Origin of the sequence: Kitasatospora sp. NPDC088346, from assembly GCF_044740765.1 — a bacterium.
Lineage (GTDB): Bacteria > Actinomycetota > Actinomycetes > Streptomycetales > Streptomycetaceae > Kitasatospora.
In genome coordinates this window covers 141454-159368 of record NZ_JBIURH010000012.1, presented here as the reverse complement: position 1 = coordinate 159368, position 17915 = coordinate 141454, and the positions used below count along the sequence as shown (strand labels likewise).

18 protein-coding genes and 1 tRNA gene are annotated in these 17915 nt (G+C 72.6%); 13 read left to right on the top strand and 6 right to left on the bottom strand.

Going from position 1 to position 17915, the window contains the following annotated elements; genetic code table 11:
- Positions 1-21 precede the first annotated feature (21 nt).
- The 8 genes from ACIOFR_RS18605 to ACIOFR_RS18570 are packed head-to-tail and all read left to right on the top strand — an operon-like array spanning position 22 to position 9187.
- On the top strand, positions 22-1284 hold the full coding sequence (locus ACIOFR_RS18605; protein WP_400998329.1) for an MFS transporter: 1263 nt from the start codon (positions 22-24) through the stop codon (positions 1282-1284).
- A 26-nt stretch (positions 1285-1310) separates the two neighbouring features.
- Positions 1311-2546, top strand: coding sequence for an ATP-grasp domain-containing protein (locus ACIOFR_RS18600; protein WP_400998326.1), 1236 nt, complete (start codon positions 1311-1313; stop codon positions 2544-2546).
- Positions 2543-3772: a lysine N(6)-hydroxylase/L-ornithine N(5)-oxygenase family protein gene (locus ACIOFR_RS18595; RefSeq protein ID WP_400998324.1), complete on the top strand. Its 1230-nt coding sequence runs from the start codon at positions 2543-2545 to the stop codon at positions 3770-3772. The genes ACIOFR_RS18600 and ACIOFR_RS18595 overlap by 4 nt, the downstream gene beginning before the upstream one ends.
- Positions 3769-4119 (top strand): cupin domain-containing protein, encoded by a 351-nt coding sequence (locus ACIOFR_RS18590; protein ID WP_400998321.1) that lies wholly within the window; start codon positions 3769-3771, stop codon positions 4117-4119. The genes ACIOFR_RS18595 and ACIOFR_RS18590 overlap by 4 nt, the downstream gene beginning before the upstream one ends.
- The gene (locus ACIOFR_RS18585; protein WP_400998318.1) at positions 4116-5207 is read left to right on the top strand and encodes an FAD-dependent oxidoreductase; all 1092 of its coding nucleotides are present in this window, start codon (positions 4116-4118) and stop codon (positions 5205-5207) included. The genes ACIOFR_RS18590 and ACIOFR_RS18585 overlap by 4 nt, the downstream gene beginning before the upstream one ends.
- A gap of 17 nt (positions 5208-5224) precedes the next feature.
- Positions 5225-6829, top strand: a complete 1605-nt coding sequence (locus ACIOFR_RS18580; protein WP_400998316.1) for a class I tRNA ligase family protein — start codon at positions 5225-5227, stop codon at positions 6827-6829.
- A gap of 38 nt (positions 6830-6867) precedes the next feature.
- Positions 6868-8094: an acetyl-CoA carboxylase biotin carboxylase subunit family protein gene (locus tag ACIOFR_RS18575; RefSeq protein WP_400998314.1), complete on the top strand. Its 1227-nt coding sequence runs from the start codon at positions 6868-6870 to the stop codon at positions 8092-8094.
- Between the two features lie 28 nt (positions 8095-8122).
- Positions 8123-9187 carry a threonine aldolase family protein gene (locus ACIOFR_RS18570; RefSeq protein ID WP_400998312.1) on the top strand — a complete coding sequence of 355 codons (1065 nt, stop codon included), beginning with the start codon at positions 8123-8125 and terminating at the stop codon, positions 9185-9187.
- A 99-nt stretch (positions 9188-9286) separates the two neighbouring features.
- Here the strand turns inward: ACIOFR_RS18570 and ACIOFR_RS18565 are convergent, their stop codons facing one another.
- Positions 9287-10027 carry a TetR/AcrR family transcriptional regulator gene (locus tag ACIOFR_RS18565; protein ID WP_400998310.1) on the bottom strand — a complete coding sequence of 247 codons (741 nt, stop codon included), beginning with the start codon at positions 10025-10027 and terminating at the stop codon, positions 9287-9289.
- A 128-nt stretch (positions 10028-10155) separates the two neighbouring features.
- Here ACIOFR_RS18565 and ACIOFR_RS18560 point away from each other — a divergent pair, with 128 nt between their 5' ends.
- Positions 10156-11655: an MFS transporter gene (locus ACIOFR_RS18560; protein WP_400998307.1), complete on the top strand. Its 1500-nt coding sequence runs from the start codon at positions 10156-10158 to the stop codon at positions 11653-11655.
- Between the two features lie 156 nt (positions 11656-11811).
- On the opposite strand, the gene ACIOFR_RS18555 is transcribed toward ACIOFR_RS18560, so the two are convergent.
- Positions 11812-12480 (bottom strand): TetR/AcrR family transcriptional regulator, encoded by a 669-nt coding sequence (locus ACIOFR_RS18555; RefSeq protein ID WP_400998304.1) that lies wholly within the window; start codon positions 12478-12480, stop codon positions 11812-11814.
- A 137-nt stretch (positions 12481-12617) separates the two neighbouring features.
- Between ACIOFR_RS18555 and ACIOFR_RS18550 the strand changes: the two genes are divergently transcribed.
- Positions 12618-13649: a medium chain dehydrogenase/reductase family protein gene (locus ACIOFR_RS18550; protein ID WP_400998301.1), complete on the top strand. Its 1032-nt coding sequence runs from the start codon at positions 12618-12620 to the stop codon at positions 13647-13649.
- Positions 13650-13705: 56 nt separating this feature from the next.
- Positions 13706-14224, top strand: a complete 519-nt coding sequence (locus tag ACIOFR_RS18545; RefSeq protein WP_400998298.1) for a nuclear transport factor 2 family protein — start codon at positions 13706-13708, stop codon at positions 14222-14224.
- Positions 14225-14389: 165 nt separating this feature from the next.
- Here the strand turns inward: ACIOFR_RS18545 and ACIOFR_RS18540 are convergent, their stop codons facing one another.
- The 3 genes from ACIOFR_RS18540 to ACIOFR_RS18530 form a co-directional block, all read right to left on the bottom strand.
- Positions 14390-14869 (bottom strand): DUF4231 domain-containing protein, encoded by a 480-nt coding sequence (locus tag ACIOFR_RS18540; RefSeq protein ID WP_400998295.1) that lies wholly within the window; start codon positions 14867-14869, stop codon positions 14390-14392.
- 140 nt (positions 14870-15009) lie between these two features.
- Positions 15010-15225 (bottom strand): hypothetical protein, encoded by a 216-nt coding sequence (locus tag ACIOFR_RS18535; protein ID WP_400998293.1) that lies wholly within the window; start codon positions 15223-15225, stop codon positions 15010-15012.
- Between the two features lie 376 nt (positions 15226-15601).
- Positions 15602-15675, bottom strand: a tRNA-Gly gene (locus ACIOFR_RS18530).
- A gap of 257 nt (positions 15676-15932) precedes the next feature.
- Between ACIOFR_RS18530 and ACIOFR_RS18525 the strand changes: the two genes are divergently transcribed.
- Together ACIOFR_RS18525 and dcd are read left to right on the top strand one after the other, a co-directional pair.
- The gene (locus ACIOFR_RS18525) at positions 15933-16154 is read left to right on the top strand and encodes a hypothetical protein (protein WP_400998290.1); all 222 of its coding nucleotides are present in this window, start codon (positions 15933-15935) and stop codon (positions 16152-16154) included.
- Positions 16155-16247: 93 nt separating this feature from the next.
- Complete coding sequence (gene dcd / locus ACIOFR_RS18520) at positions 16248-16823, top strand: dCTP deaminase (RefSeq protein WP_400998287.1); 576 nt, start codon at positions 16248-16250, stop codon at positions 16821-16823.
- 135 nt (positions 16824-16958) lie between these two features.
- Here dcd and ACIOFR_RS18515 read toward each other — a convergent pair whose 3' ends face one another.
- Positions 16959-17861 (bottom strand): metal-dependent hydrolase, encoded by a 903-nt coding sequence (locus ACIOFR_RS18515; RefSeq protein WP_400998284.1) that lies wholly within the window; start codon positions 17859-17861, stop codon positions 16959-16961.
- Positions 17862-17915 lie beyond the last annotated feature (54 nt).

The window sequence follows — 17915 nt, the reverse complement described above, 5'->3', positions numbered from 1 at the left end:
CTGGATCCACGGGGGATCTTCATGGTTGGCGGTACGTCGGTCACCGCGGCCGGGCGTGCGGGGTGGTACTTCGCCCTGCGCTCCGTCGGCTGGCTGGTGGACAATCTCCTGGTCTTCGGCATACCCCTGCTCTGCTACCGGGTGACCGGCGGCCTCGCCTGGTCCGGTCTGGCCATGGCGCTGGTGTGGACGCCGCGGATCCTGTCCCTCGCCGGGGCCGGCTACCTGGTGGACCGGCTGTCGATCCGCCAGATCTTCGTGGTCGGCGACGTCGTACGGCTGGCCGCCGGCGCGCTCTGCTGCCTGGTGATCTGGCTGCGGCCGAGCGCGGCGGTGCCCGCCGTGCTCGCGTTCGGCATGCTGGCCGGGGTCTTCTTCGAGCAGACCTACGTCGCCGGGGAGAAGGCCGGACAGCTGCTCACCCCGCCCGACCGGGTGGCCCGGACCCAGTCCGTCCTGACCGGGCTCGAACAGGCGACCATCATCGCCGGTCCGGCCCTCGGCGGGGCCCTGCTGCTCTGCCCCCCGGTGGTGTTCGTCGCCACCGCGAGCGCCGGGTACGCGGTCAGCCTGCTGCTCGCACCGGTGCTGCCGCCCGGCAGGGCCGACGCCGGGCAGGCGCCGTCCCCGTTCGCAGGGCTGCGGCGCACCCTGGGGGACCCGGTCCTGCGGCGCCTCATCGCCCTGACGATGGTGCTGAACTTCCTGCTCAGCCTGATCACGGGAAGCGCGGCCGCCCTCACCGGCACCCGGTTCGGCGCCTCGACGGGCGCCCTCGGCCTCGTCTACTCGGTGGCCGGCCTGGCCTCGATCGCCGTGGTGGGCCTGGCGCCCTGGCTGATCGGACGGATCGGGCTGCGGCGCTACGGCACGGGGACGGCACTGGCCTCGGCCGCCGTCTGCCTCGCGCTGTCCTTCGCCCCGACCATGGCCGTGTTCGGCGTCCTCCTCGGGGCCTTCCTGGCGCTCGACGCGCTGTTCAGCGTCTACCTGCGGACGACCCGGGCCGAGCACGTGCCGACGGCCGTCTACGGCTCCACCGTCGCGGTCTTCGGCCTCCTCCTGATCACCCCCATGCCCCTCGCCGGGGCGACGCTCGCCCTGGCGGGGCAGCACCTCGACCCCGCGCTCGTCCTCCGGGCGGCCGCGGTGGGGGCCCTTCCGCTCATCCTCACCCTGCTGCCCGCACCGGCCCGCCGCGGCCGTGCGGAGCGGCACACACGCACGACCCACGGGGCCGACCCGGTGCCCGTGGAACTCGAACGGGGAGACACAGCAAAGTGAGTGACCATTCGCATCAGCGCATTCTCGTGATCGAAGCCCTCTCGGGGGGTGTCCTGCTGGTCAAGGCCGCACTCGACCTGGGCATCTCGGTCGTCGTGGCCAGCGCCGACACGGCGGACCGGGTGATGCCGGCGGAGCTCCGCGACCGGATCGACGAACTCGTGACCGTCGAGACCAACGACATCCCGGCGCTCGTCGCCGCGGTGCAGGACCTGCACGACCGGCTGCCGATCTCGGCCGTCTTCCCGGGCTGCGACGTCTACGTCCCGGCGGCGGCACACGTCGCGGCCCGGCTCGGCCTCACCGGCCTCGACGTCGCCACCGTCGAGCGGGTGCGGGACAAGACCCGGATGCGCGAGGCCGTCGCCGCCGCCGGCCTCAGGACCCCCCGCTTCACCGAGGTGAGCGCCACCTCCCAGCTCGCCGCGGCCGCCGAGCACACCGGCTTCCCCTGCGTGGTCAAGCCCGTCGACCAGTCGGGCAGCCTGCACGTGACGGTCGTACACGACCTGCACGAGCTCACCACGGCGTACGAGAGGCTCAGCACCGACTCCTTCGTCGACCTCGGCCGGCCCCTGATCGAGCGCGCCCTGGTGGAGGAGTACCTCGACGGCCCCGAGTACAGCGTCGAGGGGTACGTGCTCGACGGGGTGACCACGGTCGTCGCCGTCACCGAGAAGTTCCTCGTGCCCGAGCCGCACTTCGCGGAGATCGGCCACCAGGTGCCGGCGGACCTGGAGCCCGCGCTGGAGGCCGGGATCGAGGCGTACGTGGCGGAGGTCGTCGAGGCGGTCGGACTGTCCGTCGGCCCGTTCCACTGCGAGCTGCGGGTGACCCCGCAGGGGCCGGCCCTCGTCGAGATCGGCGCCCGGATGGGCGGCGACCGGATCGCGGACCTGGTCGAGCTGGCCCGCGGGGTCAGCCTGCCGCGGGTGTGGCTCGCGGCACTGCTCGGCCTGACCACCGAGGCGACCGGGGCGTTCCCCGGGCCGACCGCGGCCGTGGCCGGCATCCACTTCTTCACCGCACCCGCCGAGCACACCTTCGAGCGCGCCGCCGGCCTCGACGAGGCGCTGGCACTGCCCGGCGTGCGGAACGTGCAGATCGACGCCGTCCCCGGCGACCCGGTCCACCCGCTCGTGGACTTCCGCTGCCGGCTCGGCCACGCCGTGTTCACCGCCGACTCGCACCGGGACGCGGCGGCCACCCGCGGCGCGCTCGGCGCGACCGTGCGCATCAACCCCGCCGGCGGCGACCGATGACCGGAATCCTCGACTACCTCGCGATCGGTGTCGGACCGGCCAACCTCAGTCTGGCCGCCCAGGCCGACGCCGTCCCCGGCCTGACCGGCCTGCACCTCGACCGCCGCGACAGCTTCGCCTGGCACCCCGGGCTGATGCTGCCCGACGCCACCCTGCAGGTCTCGCCGCTGAAGGACCTGGTCACCCCGGTCGACCCGACCAGCCGGTTCTCGTTCCTGGCGTTCCTGGCCGCCAAGGGCCGGTTCTACCAGTTCCTGACCGCGCGCTTCCCCGCCGTCCACCGCGCCGAGTTCAACCAGTACCTGGCGTGGGCCGCGGACCAGCTGGACACCGTACGGTTCGGCCACGAGGTCCGGGAGGTCCGCTTCCACGACGACCACTTCGAGGCCGTGACCGGGCGCGACACCTTCCGGGCCCGCCACCTGGTGCTGGGCACCGGCCAGCAGCCGCTGGTGCCCGCCGCGTTGGAGGGCACGAGGGGCCCCTCGGTCTTCCACTCCGGCGAGTTCCTCGACCACGCCGCGGGCCTCGCCGGCCGGCGGGTCGCCGTGGTGGGCGGCGGCCAGAGCGGCGCCGAGATCGTCCGGCATCTGCTGGTCGGCCCGGGGGCACCGGCGCAGATCACCTGGATCAGCCGGCGGCCGGGGTTCCTGCCGCTCGACGAGTCGGCGTTCACCAACGACCTCTACCTGCCGGAATCGGCGCGGGAGTTCTTCGGCCGGCCCAAGGCCCGGCGGGCGACCCTGCTGACCGAGCAGAAGTACGCCAGCGACGGGGTCAACGAGTCCCTGCTCGCCGATCTCTACCAGCAGATCTACCTGGCCACCCACGTCGACGAACGCCCGGACCTGATCCGGCTGCTGACCGGCCACGAGGTGACCGGACTCACCGGGTCGGACACCGCGGGCCTGCGGCTGGCGCTCAAGTCGGAGGAGTCCGAGTCCGTGGTCGAGTGCGACGCGGTGGTCCTGGCCACCGGCTACTCGCAGCGCCTGGCCCCGTGCCTGGCCCCGCTCACCGCACGCCTGCACCTCGACGAGGACGGGCTCCCGGCGGTCCGCGAGGACTTCTCGGTGGACTGGGACGACCCCGGGGGGAACCGCATCTACCTGCAGAACGGCGCCCAGCACGCGTTCGGCATCACCGACCCCAACCTCAGCCTGCTGGCCTGGCGCAGCAGCGTGATCCTCGACAGCATCCGCACCCACGGGGGGACCGGACGATGACGGACGGACGTTCCACGGCGGTCTCCTTCCTGCCACCCGATGTCGACGAGACCGGCACCTCCAGCCTGGAGGCGCTCCTCGGCGCGCCCGAGGTCGTCGCGGCCGTGGGCCCGGCGCCGGTGAACCTGGCGGTCTTCACCGTCCCGCCCGGCTCCGGCACCATGCCGGACAGCCACGGCTCGCAGGAGATGTGGCTGGTCCAGAAGGGGCACGGCCGGATCCGGTGCGGCGGCCGCGAGTACCCGGCGGGCCCGGGCGGACTGTTCGCCCTGCCCGGCGGTGAGGAGCACGAACTCCTCACCGGTGACGAGGAGATGACTGTGGTCTCGCTCTGGTGGCAGTCATGACCGACCGGACTGCACGGATCTACGACCTGGCGGTGGTCGGGACGGGTGTCATCGGTGCCTCGGCGGTCGCGCTGGCCGCCGCGCGGGCGCCGGAGGCCTCCGTCGTCGCGGTGTCCGCCGGCGGGGTCCACGACGGCTCGACCCTCCGATCGCTGGCGGTCGACATCCCCGCCGGCCGCACCGCCGCCCAGCGCGAGCTCGCCGGGCACAGCCTGCGACTCATGGCCCACCTCGGTTCCGCCGCACCGGCGTTCGACGCCGTCCGGCAGGACACCTACTGGCTGGTCCCCCGCGACGGGGTGCGCGCGGTGGACGAGCAGCTGGTGGACGACCGGCTCACCCCCTGCGACCCGGCGCAGGAGTCCGCGCTGCGGGCCGTCTTCGGCGACTGGGCCGCGGGCACGGACCTGGCCGTCCGGCGTTCGGCGGCGGCCCGGCTGTCGGATCCCGCCGAGACCGTCGACCAGCTGCTCCGGCCGCTGGCGCGGCACCCGGACAACGCGCTCGTCGAGGGCTTCGCGGTGCAGTCGATCAGCCGCTGCCCCGACGGCTACCGGCTGGTCTCCCGGGACGGCGGCGAGCTGACCGCCCGGCGGGTACTGGCCGCCCCCGGCGCCTGGGCCCTGTCCGGGCCGTTCGCCGGCACCGCCCGGCGGTACGGCGCCCGCACCAAGAAGATCGTCGCCTTCCACCTGCGCGCGGACGAGTCCTCCGCGCCCGGCGAGCACCGGCCGCTGCTGGTCCTCGACGAGCCCGACGCCTTCCTCCTGCCGGTCGGCCCCGGCCGGGACTGGCGCTACAGCATCACCAGCGCCGACTGGGACTGCCCGCCCGGCCGAACCGAGCTGGCACCCACGCCGCAGGACCGGCGGCTGGCGGAGCGGATCCTCGCCGAGACGCTGCCCGGCTTCCGGGCCGCCTTCGTCGGCAGCCAGTCCGGAGCCGACGTCTACCTGCCCGACTTCGGGCCGCTCGTCGCCCCGGTGGACGACCTGGACGGTGTCGTCCTGGCGACCGGCGGAGCCGGATCCGGATTCCGCCTCGCCCCCGCGATAGCCGACCGAGCCCTCCGCCTTCTCGGCCTCTAGACCCCCGAGGAATTCTGTTGCGACCCAGCCGGACCTCCCCGAAGCACTACCTCCTGGTCCCACCGGAGCCCACGCCCAACGGCCCTCTCCACCTCGGCCACATCTCCGGCCCGTTCCTGCGCATGGACGTGCTGGCCCGCTTCCTGCGCATGCGCGGGGACCGGCCGGTCATGATGACCGGCACCGACGCGTACGAGCCGTGGGTGGCCATGAAGGCCCGGATCGACGGCACCACCCCGTCCGGGATCGTCGCGCACTACCACGACGTGATGCGAGCCGACCTCGACGCGATGCGGATCGGGATCGACGCGTTCGTCAATCCCGACGAAGAGCCCTGGCACGGCGAGTTCCAGCGTGAGATCGACTCCGTGGTGGCGCGGTTGCGGGCCCGGGGCGCCATCACGTCCCAGGTCGAACGCGTCCCCCACAACGCCGCCACCGGGCGGTTCGTCGTCGGGCCGCTGCTGCTCGGGCGCTGCCCCGACTGCGGCGCCGACGTCGCGAGTTACTTCTGCGAGCGCTGCGGCGCGCACTTCCGCCCCGAGGAGGTCGTGGAGCCGCGGCCCCGACTGACCGAGGACAGCTGGGAGTGGCGGGAGATCACGACGCAGTTCCTGCGCACCGCCACCCTCACCGAGTTGGAGCCGGAGTTCGACCGGCTGGACCTCGCCGAGCGGTACCGCTCCACCGTCCGGTCCCTGCTGCGGCGCGGCGGCGCGACGATCCGGCTGAGCGTGCCCGAACCGTGGGGCATGGCCCTGCCGGGCGGCACCGACGACGGGGTGCCGTCGACGCTGTTCTCCTACACCGGCGGCTTCATGTTCGCGCGCCTGCTCGGCGAGCTCCACCGGCAGCGGATCGGCGCCGCGGTCAACTCGTTCTCGCCGGAGTCCGACGTGGTCACCGTGACCAGCCTGGGCTGCGACAACGTGGTGTCGGCGCTGATCTGCATCAACGCCGTCGCGCTGGTGCACGGCGACACCCGGCCGTACGACCGCTGCCTGATCAACGAGTTCTACCAGCTGGCGGGCGAGAAGTTCTCGACCAGCCGCGGGCACTCCATCACGGCATCCGGCATCGCCCGGGTGCCCGGGCTGTCGGTGGACGCCACCCGCTACTTCCTGGCGCGGGTCAACCCCGAGCGGTCCGAGGCCAACTTCGAGCCCAAGGAGTTCCTGGACTTCGCCAACGACCGGCTGGCCGGCGTCCTCGAAGCCCGGATCGCCTCGGCCATGCCGCACCCGGCCGTCGCGCCGGCACCGCTCGGCGACGGCCTGGCGGCACGGTTGAACGAGCAGCTCGACCGGCTCGAAGCGGCACTGGACGCACCGGTGATCCGGATGTCCGACGCCGCGGCCGTCCTGGACGACTGGATCGACGCGTTCGAGGACGGCGCCGACGCCGACCGTGGCTACTGGTGGCTCAAGGGCCTGGCGCTGATCGGACACCCGATCATGCCGGACTTCTGCGGCCGGCTCTGGCACACGCTCGGCGGCGCCGGCGATCCCTCGTTCGCGGCGTTCCCGGAGCGCACCACCCCGACGGCCGACGGCCACCGGCGCTGGTTCTCACCCGTCGCCGCGTCCGACTTCGCCGCCTGCCTGCCGCCCTCGCTGCGCTGACCGCGGCCACCCTGTAGAGACCCGACCGGAGTTGAAGAATGCCGAGCGCTGAACACCCGCACTACCTGGTCATCAACCGGTACGACGACGAGGACGCGGAGTACGCCCGCTACCACGTCGGCCACCCCTGCGACTGTTCGATCGTCACGCTGCCCGACTGCGTGGCGGCGCTCGGCCCGGTCGACCCCGGACGGGTCGTCAGCGTTCCCGACCTGGCGCTCGGAACGGTCCTGGCCGCGGCCCGGACCCTCGCCGAGCGCCACGGCCGGTTCGACGGCGTGGTCGCCCTGTCCGAGTACGACGTACTGACGGCCGCCGAGGTCCGCGAGGAACTCGGCGTCCCCGGACCGTCGGTGGAGCTGGTGCGCGCCTTCAAGGACAAGGTGGTCATGAAGGAACGGCTGGCCGCCGCCGGCCTGCCGGTGCCCCGGTTCACCGCGCTGGACCGCACCGTCTCGGCCGACGAGGTGGTGCGGGCCGTGGGCCTGCCCCTGGTCCTGAAGCCACGGGCGAAGGCCGGCTCGGCGGGCGTGCGGATCATCCACGACACCGCGGCCCTCGCGGCGGCACTGGCGGACACCGAGGTCGACGAGTACGAGTGCGAGGAGTACGTCTCCACCGAGATCTACCACGTCGACGGGGTGCTCTCGCAGGGCCGCGAACACTTCGTGAGCGTGTCCGGCTACGTCAACACACCACTGGAGTTCCTCCAGGGCCGCCCGCTCGGCTCGGTGTTCCTGGATCCCGGCGAACTGCGCACCCGGCTCGCCGAGTTCGCGGTCACCTGCGTACGGGCCCTCGGACTGGAGACCGGCTGCTTCCACCTGGAGGCCATCCGCCGACCGACCGGCGAACCGGTCTTCCTGGAGGTCGGCATGCGCCCCGGCGGCGCGGAAGTGCCCTTCGTCCACCGTGACTTCCACGGCATCGACCTGATGGCCGAGACCTTCCGCACGGTGCTCGGCATCCCGCTGGCGTCCTCGGGGGCCCACTTCTCCCCCGTCGCCGCCGGCTGGGTCGTGATGCCCGAACCGGCCCAGCGGCCCGCCCGGGTCGTGGCGCGCACGCCGATGACGGGCGTGGTGCCGCAGGTGTACGCCGAAGTCCTGCCCGAACCGGGCGAGCGCTACGACGGAACGGGCGGCTACTTCCACGTCCCGGGCCGCTTCCGGCTCACCGGTCCGGACGAGCGGAGCGTGCGCTCCGCGGCCCGCCGCATCATGGCCGAGTACCGGCTCGACGTCGAACCGGTACCGCCCCGATGACCCACCGAGAACAACGAAAGCTGGAGAGATGACCCCGCAGCGACGCCACGACCCCGAATCCCGCGCCTTCGCCAGCGACAACTACGCGGGCGTGCACCCCGAGGTGCTGGAGGCCATCGCCGTCGCCAACGGCGGCCACCAGGTCAGCTACGGCGAGGACGTCTACACCGAGCACCTGCAGACCGTGTTCCGGGACCACTTCGGCCCGGACGCCGAGACCTTCCCGGTCTTCAACGGCACCGGCGCCAACGTCGTCGCCCTCCAGGCGATGCTGGACCGCTGGGAGGCGGTGGTCTGCGCCGAGACCGCCCACATCCACGTCGACGAGGGCGGCGCACCGGAGAAGATGGCCGGCATCAAGCTGCTGACCGTCCCGACCCCGGACGGCAAGCTGACCCCGGAACTGATCGACCGGCAGGCCTACGGGTTCGGCGACGAGCACCGAGCCCAGCCCGCCGTCGTCTCCATCGCCCAGTCGACCGAGGTCGGCACCTGCTACACCCCCGACGAGATCCGGGCGATCTGCGACCACGCGCACGGCCTCGGGATGAAGGTCTTCCTCGACGGCGCCCGCCTGGCGAACGCGGCCGCCACCCTCGGGGTCCCGCTGCGCGCCTTCACCACCGACACCGGCGTGGACGTGTTCTCCTTCGGCGGCACCAAGAACGGCCTGCTGCTGGGCGAGGCGGTCGTGGTCCTCGACCAGGACGCCGTGCGCGGCGTGCGGTACCTGCGCAAGACGAGCATGCAGCTGGCCTCGAAGATGCGCTTCCTGTCGGTCCAGTTCGACGCGCTGCTGGGCAGCGACCTGTGGCTGCGCTCCGCCACCCGCTCCAACGCCATGACGCAGCGCCTGTTCGAGGCGGTCAAGGACCTGCCCGGCATCCGGATCGACCGCCCGGTCCAGGCCAACCAGATCTTCGCGATCCTGCCGCCCGAGGCCACCGCCGCCCTGCAGAAGCGCTTCCGCTTCTACACCTGGAACGAGCAGAGCGGCGAGGTCCGCTGGATGACCTCCTTCGACACCACCGAGGCGGACGTGGACGCCTTCGCCTCCGCCATCGCCGAGGAGCTCCACGCCGTGGCCTCCTGACCCCGCCCCCACCCGCGCACCGGGGCCGCCGCCTTCACCACGAGGGCGGCGGCCCCGGTGCGTCCGGCGCGCGGCGCCTACCCCGTGGCTCGTGAAGCCCTAGTTGTGCGGCAGCCGCAGGGCCAGACCGTCGAGGACGACGTCCAGCCCGTAGGCGAACTTGGTGTCGCGGATCCCGACGGGGTCGAGCGTCCCGGCGGTCGCGTCGGCGTCGGCTTCGGCGTAGGCGGCCGCGAGGTGGTCGTGGTCCGCGGCGGCCTGCTGGGCCGCGGGCATGAGGCGGGCGATGAACTCCGCCTCGGACTCGCCGGAGCGGGCGACCGTGCCGAGCCAGGCGGCCTCGGTGGTGCTCATGCCGATCACGTAGGCCAGGACGGTGTCGATCGAGCCGCTCGGCTCGGGGAAGCCCGCGTCGGTGAACAGGGCGGCCAGCCGTTCGGAGAACGACATCAGGTTGGGGCCCAGGTAGGCGAGGCCCGCCTGGCCGAGGACCGAGGCCAGCCACGGGTGCCGCAGGGCCGTCGCGCGGAAGGACCGGGCGGCCTCGGTGACGGCGGCGCGCCAGTCGGGGCCGCCCGCGGGCGGGACGGCGATCTCGGCGACGACCTCGTCCACCGCGAGCTCCATCAGCTCGTCCTTGGTGGCGACGTGCCGGTAGAGCGAGGTCGCGCCGGCGTTCAGGCGGGCGCCGAGCTTGCGCATGCTGAGCGCCTCGGTGCCCTCGGCGTCCAGCATGACGATCGCCTCGCGGACGATCGCGGCCCGGCTGAGCGCGGGACGGTCCGGCTCCCGCGGCTGCCGGGCCCACACGGACGGGATCGGGTTCGTCTTGGCGGCCACGGCGCTCCTCGGCAGTGCGTACAGCGTTCTTCCTCAGCGTACAGAACTCGACCATTGCGCACACCATGCGCTTCTGCGTACAGTGTTCGCATCGAAGGAACGGTGTCCGCAGTCCGAGAGGAAGCCCCATGGAAACCCGCAACCCACGCCGCTGGTGGATCCTCCTCGTGCTGTGTCTCAGCACCCTGGTGCTGGTGGTCGACAGCATGGCGCTGACCGTCGCCGTGCCGCAGATGAGCGGGGACATCGGCGCGAGCGCCCAGGACGTCCAGTGGATCCTGGACTCCTACGTGCTGGTCTTCGCCGGCCTCCTGCTCACCTCCGGCAGCCTCGGCGACCGGTTCGGCCGGCGGAAGGTCATGGTCCTCGGCCTGCTGCTGTTCGGGACCGCATCGCTCGCCGCGACCGTCTGCACCGGCCCCGGCGAGGTCGTCGCCGCCCGGATCGCGATGGGCGTCGGCGGAGCACTGATCATGCCGTCCACGCTGTCGATCCTCATCACCGTCTTCGAGGAGGACGAGCGCGGCAAGGCGATGGCGGCCTGGGGCTCGGTGTCGATGCTCGGCCTGGTCGGGAGCCCGGTGCTCGGCGGCATCCTGATCGACCACTTCTCCTGGCACTCGATCTTCTTCATCAACGTGCCCGTCGTCGCGCTCGCCGTCCTCGCCGCCCTCACCCTCATGCCGGAGTCCAAGGGGCCGTGGCAGAAGCCGGACCCGCTCGGCGCGGTGCTGTCCGCGGTCGGGATGACCGCCCTGATCTGGTGGATCATCGAGCTCCCGCAGCACGGCGCGTTCGGCGGCCGCTCGGCGCTCACCCTGGCGGTCGCCGTGCTCGCCCTCGGCGCGTTCGTGGTCTGGGAGAACGTCACCCCCGAGCCCATGGTGCCGCTGGCCCTCTTCCGGCAGCGCAACTTCAGCGGCGGCTCGCTCTCGCTGACGCTCGTCCAGATCGGCAACGGCGGCCTGCTGCTGGTGCTCACCCAGTACCTGCAGTTCGTGCTCGGGTACTCGCCCGTCAAGGCGGGCCTCGCGTTCGTGCCGCTGGCCGTCGCCGCGCTGATCGGCAACGCCGCCGGCGCCGGGCTCGCCGCCCGGACCGGCAACCGCCTGCTGGTGCTGGCCGGGATGCTGGTGATGGCCTCCTCCTTCGCCCTGCTGGCCACCGTCTCCGCCTCCACCGGCTTCGCCGTCCCGGCGACCGCCCTCGGCCTGCTCGGCCTCGGCGCCGGCCTCGCGATGCCGGCCGCCGTCGGCGCCCTGATGAGCACCATCCCGGCAGAGAAGGCGGGCGTCGGCTCGGCCCTGAACGACACCATCCAGCAGGCCGGCACCGCCCTCGGCATCGCCATCCTCGGCTCGCTCCTGACCAGCGGCTTCGCCCGGGAGATGCCCACGGGCGCACCCGAGGCCGCGAAGCGCTCGATCGGCAGCGCCCTCGCCGTCGCCCAGGGTGACGCCGGCCTGGCCCACGCCGCCCGGGAGGCCTTCACCACCGCGATGTCGGCCACCTTCACCATCAGCGCGATCGGCGTCCTCGCCGCCGCCCTGCTGGCCACCGTGGTCATGCGCGACAGCAGGCCCGCGCCCACCACGGCCCCCGCCCGGGAGCCCGGACTGGCCGCCTGACCCACCCCTCGACCGGGAGGCCGGCACCCCTCGCGGGCGCCGGCCTCCCGGTCGTTCCGCTGCCGTTCCGCCGCCGGACCGCGCGGACCGCTGCCGGACTACGGTCGGGCCGCCGCCGCCGGAGCGGTGCCGTTTCCGCCGGCCGGCAGCGCGGTGTCAGCTCCCCTGGCCCCGGAGGGCCCGCACCTCGTCGGCATAGAGCTCGGCGGGGTCGAACCCCATGCCGGTGAAGTGCCCGGCGAGTTCGAGCGAGAGGACGCCGTGCAGGCGGGTCCAGAAGGCGAGGGCCCGGCGGAGCACCGCCGACGAGACCGGGCGTTCGCCGGCCCGGGCGCCGTACTCGGCGAGCTGGCCGACGAGGAGGTGGCTGTCGAGCGGACCCGGCGCGGCCGGCAACTGCTCGGCGACGCAGGTGCCGAGGAGGTGCGCCAGGATCTCGGCGGCGATGCGGGTGGTGTCCTCGGGCGCCTCGTACCCGGGCACGGGGGTGCCGTACACGAGGAGGTACCGCTGCGGATCCTCCAGGGCCCACCGGCGCAGCGCCTGCGCCAGGCCGTCGAGGTCGGTGCCGGCCCCGGTGCGGGCGGCGAAGGTGTCGGCCAGGCTGCGGTAGGCGTCCTTGACGAGCTCGGTGATCAGCTCGTCGCGGTTGGCGAAGTAGCGGTAGAGGGCCGGCCCGCTCATGCCCATCTGCTTGGCGATGGCGTTGAGGGACAGCGCGGAGGCACCCGCGGTGGCGATCTGCCGCCAGGCGTGTTCCTTGATCTCCTCCTGCACCTGCGCCCGGTAGCGCTCCCTCGGTGTCCTCGCATCCGGTTCGCCCATGACGCGCCTTCCCCTCTTCAGATTCAGACCCCAGCCGAAACGATAGTTAGAGGCTATCACTGTCGCTCTTGACTCTCACGGTTCAATGGCGTTATAACTTCTAACGAAAGCGAAAGCATCTACGGGAAGAGGCGGTCATGATCACCGAACGTCGCATCGAGGTCGTCCTGCCGGGCATCGTGGCGCCGGAAGGCCTGGAGATCCGCGAGAGCGCCGTTCCGGAGGCGGGCCGGGGACAGATCGTCGTCGCCATGGAGGCCACCGGCGTCTCCTTCGCCGAGCAGCAGATGCGCCGCGGGCGGTACTACGACCAGCCGCCGTTCCCGTTCGTGCCCGGCTACGACCTGGTGGGCCGGGTGCTGGCGACCGGCGAGGGCGTCGACCCGAACCTGGCCGGTCAGCGGGTCGCCGCACTGGTGAAGGTCGGCGGGTGGGCCAGCCACGTGGTGCTCGACGCCGACGACGCGGTCCGGGTGCCGGACGGCCTGACGGCGCCGGAGGCCGAGACCGCCGTGGTCAACGGCATCACGGCCTGGCAGATGCTGCACCGCGAGGCCCGGGTCCGCGCCGGACAGACCGTCCTGGTGCACGGCGCCGGCGGAGGCGTCGGCTCGGTCCTGGTCCAACTCGCCCGCGCGGCAGGCGTGAAGGTGATCGGCACGGCCTCGACCCGGCACCACGACGCCCTGCGGGACCTGGGCGTCCTCCCCGTCGACTACCGCGCCGGCGACGTGCCCGCCCGGGTCCGCGCACTGGCACCCGGCGGGGTGGACGCCGTCTTCGACCACGTCGGCGGCCGGAGCGTCGTCGACTCCTGGCACCTGCTCGCCCCCGGCGGCACGCTCATCTCCTACGGCAGCGCCTCCACCCGCGACGACACCGGCTCCAAGCAGTGGCCCGTCCTGAAGATCCTCGCCCGCACCTGGCTCTGGAACGCCCTGCCCAACGGACGCCGCGCCCACTTCTACAACATCTGGGCCGGCCGGCCGCTGAACAGGAGCCGCTTCCGGGCCCGGCTGCGCGCCGACCTCACCGAGGTCTTCGCCGCCGTCCTCCGTGGCGAGGTCACCGCCCGGATCGCCGCCCAACTGCCGCTCGCCCGGGCGGCCGAGGCCCTGCACCTGGCCGAGTCCGGCACCGTCTCCGGCAAGGTCGTCCTGACCCCGTGACACCCACCCGCCCCACGAACCACTCGCGCCCCACTCCCACCCGAAGGAGCCCCACCGTGAAGACCACCCCGCGCCGCGTCCTGACCGCCCTGATCGGCGCCACGGCCGCCTGCGCCGTACTCAGCACCACCGCCACCGCCGCACAGGCCTCGGCGCGGCCCGCCGCGCAGCGCCTGCCGAAGGTCGTCACCGCCTGGGCCGCCGCCTGGAACGGCTCCGACCCCCAGGCGCTCGGCAACCTGTTCACCGCGGACAGCAGCTACACCGACCAGGGCGTGGGCGTCACCTTCCACGGCCGCCACGAGATCGCCGGCTGGAAGGCCCGCACCGACAGCCTCATCGACGACGTCCACGTCACCGTGAAGGCCGCCCACCGCGACGGTGACCACATCACCGTCGAAGCCGTCTACTCCGGCCACCTCAAGGGCGCACCCAAGCCGTTCGCCGTACCGATGGCCACCCTCCTCGACCTCGGCGACCACCACCGGATCGCCTCCGACCAGGACTACTACAGCCTCATCTCGGTCCTCACCCAGTCCGGCCTGCCCGCCGACTGGACCCCGCCCACCCCCTGAGCCGGCACCCCTGACCACCCGGAGATCCGGGAAGGGCATCGCCAAGGCCGTCCGGTCCACGGGGAGAACGCCACGGAGGCGGCGCGGCAACCGCGAAGGCCCAGGCCGGGAATCACGTCCCGGACCCGGGCCTCACGCACGGGAGCCTTGGCCTGATCGGACGCGTCAGGGCTGGGCGCCGTCGGTGGTCGCCACGGCGGTGGCCCGGCTCCGTAGCATGCCGAACCAATCCGTCGTCTCGGACAGCACCATGGCCTCGACTCTGGCGGCGAGAACGGCATCAGCGTTCGAGCCGCTGTACGGGTCGGCTCCGTAACTCCAGTTGACGACCTCTCCCTGGAGCGCGACCAGCGAGTTGCTGCTGCGGATCCAGTTCTCACCCCACCGGTAGAGCTGTCGCAATCCAACTGCCGCCACCACCAGGGCGCCGAGGACACCGGCGACCATGGTCGAAGCGCCGGCTGCGGCACTTGCCGGGATGGCTGCGGACAGGAGGACGATCGCGATCTCGGACACATAGAAGCCGGCCCGCTGATGGTGGGCCTGCTTCTCGTACCAGGTGATGCGCTGGAGCACACTCGGGGGAAGAGCGGAGCCGGTTCCGCCTCGAAGGTCGGCCCACCAGAAATCAGCCTCACGCGCCATACGGGCGACCCTACAACGGCGGAGGGCCGGGGCCTGGGCCGGGGAAGAGCATCGACAGTCGCCTCCCGGCTCCCTGACCGTCCGCCGGCGCACCTGGCCTGACCCCGATTCGGACCACCGCCGGTAGGCGGCTTCTCGTTTCAGCGAGGGTCGGTGAACCCGTGGGGCGGGTACGGCGGTGGTGGCGTCGATGCTCCCGGCTGCCGACCGGCTATGGCCGCAGCAAGCGCGAGAATCGCTTCAACCTGCGCCATCTGTACGCGGATCTCCGGGTTCGCCGCGCTTGAGAACGACTTCGGATTCACCATTGCGAGAAGCTGCTCGGCCCTGGAGGCGTGCGCGAGATAGTCGGTCATGTGTGCACCGTAGCGCCGAACTCGCAAGCGGCGGAGCGGTCTTGGCCGATCCCCACCGGCCGCCGAAGGCCATCCGGGCCGCCGCCGACGACGAGGTGGCCCTACCGGACGTCCGGTTGCACCTGGAGCTGTTCGCCGGGAAGGGTCCTCGGGGACTGCTGTTCGTCGGGGAGCGAGGCGCCCCGTTCCGGCGTACATCGTTCGGCCTGGTCCGGAAGAAGGCGCGCCACACGGCGGGTATGCCCGGATTCCGGTTCTACGATCTGCGGCACACCGACCACCCAGGGGCCACGCGGTGGGAAACGGAACCTGGAACGGCTCCACCAAAGCAGAAGGCCCGGCTCGGGATCATGTCCCTGAGCTGGGCCTTCACTGCTGGAGCGGGCGACGAGAATCGAACTCGCGCTATAAGCTTGGGAAGCTCATGTTCTACCATTAAACTACGCCCGCATCTGATGAGCCGTCAGTGACCGCTCGATCGATCACCACTGTACCCCATCCGCGGAGTCGCTCGGGCTCCCGGCGTGGACGCGCCGCCGGGCGGGTGCGGAGGGGCGGCGGCGGGGCGTAGCGTGTGGGCCTTCCGCGGGGGTGGGGGGCGGCGAGCCGCGATGCACGGTGTCCGGATCATCCCCTAATGTGACGCTGTCGCCGGGGCCGGCAGGCCCTGGCCGCAGGGTGTTCGGGCAAGGGATGGGAAGGGACCGATGGAGCAGCGCACCGTCGTTCGTTGTGCCGAAGGGCATCTGTTCAGCACCAGCTCGTTCCCGATGCAGAATCTGGGTGCCGGCCGGCTCGGGCCGGGCAGGTTGATCCGGTGTCCGCAGTGCGGACGGCTGCGCAACTCGGTGCCGGCGGACGTGGGCGAGCTCTCCGACTCGCAACTGGCGCGTGCGCTGCGGTTGGAGGCCGCGGAGTTCCTGGCCTGACCCGGAGTGTGGGGGGCCCGGGGCGGGTGGGGCGTGAGGGGCACCGTCTGTGCGATTCGTCGGGGGCCCGCCGGTGCACGTAACCTCGGTGGCGTGCTGCTCTCTGACAAGGACATTCGTACCGAGATCGACAAGGGTCGGGTCGTGCTCGACCCCTTCGACCCCTCGATGGTCCAGCCGTCCAGTATCGACGTCCGGCTCGACCGCTTCTTCCGGGTGTTCGAGAACCACCGGTATCCCCACATCGACCCCGCCGAGGAGCAGCCGGACCTGACCCGGCTGGTCGAGCCGGACGGGGACGAGGCGTTCATCCTGCACCCGGGCGAATTCGTGCTGGCCGCGACGTACGAGCGGCTGACGCTGCCGGACGACGTGGCCTCGCGGCTGGAGGGCAAGTCGAGTCTGGGCCGTCTCGGTCTGCTGACGCACTCCACCGCGGGCTTCATCGACCCCGGTTTCAACGGGCACGTGACGCTGGAGCTGTCGAACGTGGCGACGCTGCCGATCAAGCTCTACCCGGGCATGAAGATCGGCCAGCTCTGCCTGTTCCGGCTGTCCTCGCCGGCCGAGCACCCGTACGGCTCCGAGCGGTACGGCTCGCGCTACCAGGGTCAGCGCGGCCCGACGGCCTCGCGTTCGTACCTGAACTTCCACCGCACGGACGTCTGAGCGCACCGCGGACGCAGCGGACAGTGACCCCGAAGGGGCGGCCGGTTCCCCGGCCGCCCCTTCGCCGTGCCCGGGCCGTGCCGAGCACCGGTCAGGCCTCTGGCCCCACGAGCACCGGTCGGGCCCCGGCCCGCGTCAGGCGCGCTTCGGGCGGGTGACGGCGACCAGCTCGCTGCCGTCCTCGGACAGGGTGAGCTCCGTGCGCAGCTCGACGAGCTCGCCGAGGTGGTGCAGGTGCGTCCCGCCGCAGAAGATCTCCGCCTCGCCGGCCGGCAGCTCGCAGTGCCAGCGGCGGCGGGCGGTGAGCTCGGGCCCGGGGACCTCGATCCGGACCCGGGCGTCGGCGGCCACCCAGGCCGCGAGCTGGGCGTTGACGGCTTCGGTGATCGCCGGGAGGGCGTCCGCCAGGGCCGGGAACTCCTCGGTCGCCTCGGCGGTGAAGCCCTTCTTGCGCAGGGACTTGCCGAGCCGGTAGGTGTCGGTACTGGCCTCGGTGTCCATCACCGAGCTCGCCATCGCGAGGCTGTCGAAGTCGGCGTTGCCGAAGGCGTCGGCGCGGCCCGGGTCCTTGCGCCAGCGCGGGGCGAGCGCGGCGTTGAGGGCCAGGGCGAGCAGGTGGCAGCCGCTGTGCGAGGCGGACAGCAGGCCGCGGCGCTCGGAGTCGACCGACAGCTGGGCGGTCCGGCCCACCGCGTCCGCGAGGGCGTCGGCCGCGCTCTCGGGCAGCACGTGCAGCACCAGCCAGGACCACTCCTCGTCGCCGCGCCGGACCGGGATCCCGGCGCCCACCAGGACCTCGCCGCCCTCCGGGCCGACCGCGCCGGTCAGGCAGTCCACCACCGCGTGCTCGACGCCGTCGACGGTGAGCGTGCCGTGGTCGGCGGGCTGGTCCGGCCAGGTGTGGTCGAGCGGGTGGAACGGGGTCTCCGCCGTGATCACGGCCGGACGGCCGTCGGCGAGCAGGTGCACGGCGAGGATCGCCGACTCGCCGCGCACCGTTCCGGCCGGGAAGCTGACGTGCGTGGTGGGGAGGGTCATTCGGTGACTCCGGTCGCTGTGGGGATGGCGCTGGCGAGAAGTGGCCAAAGCCCA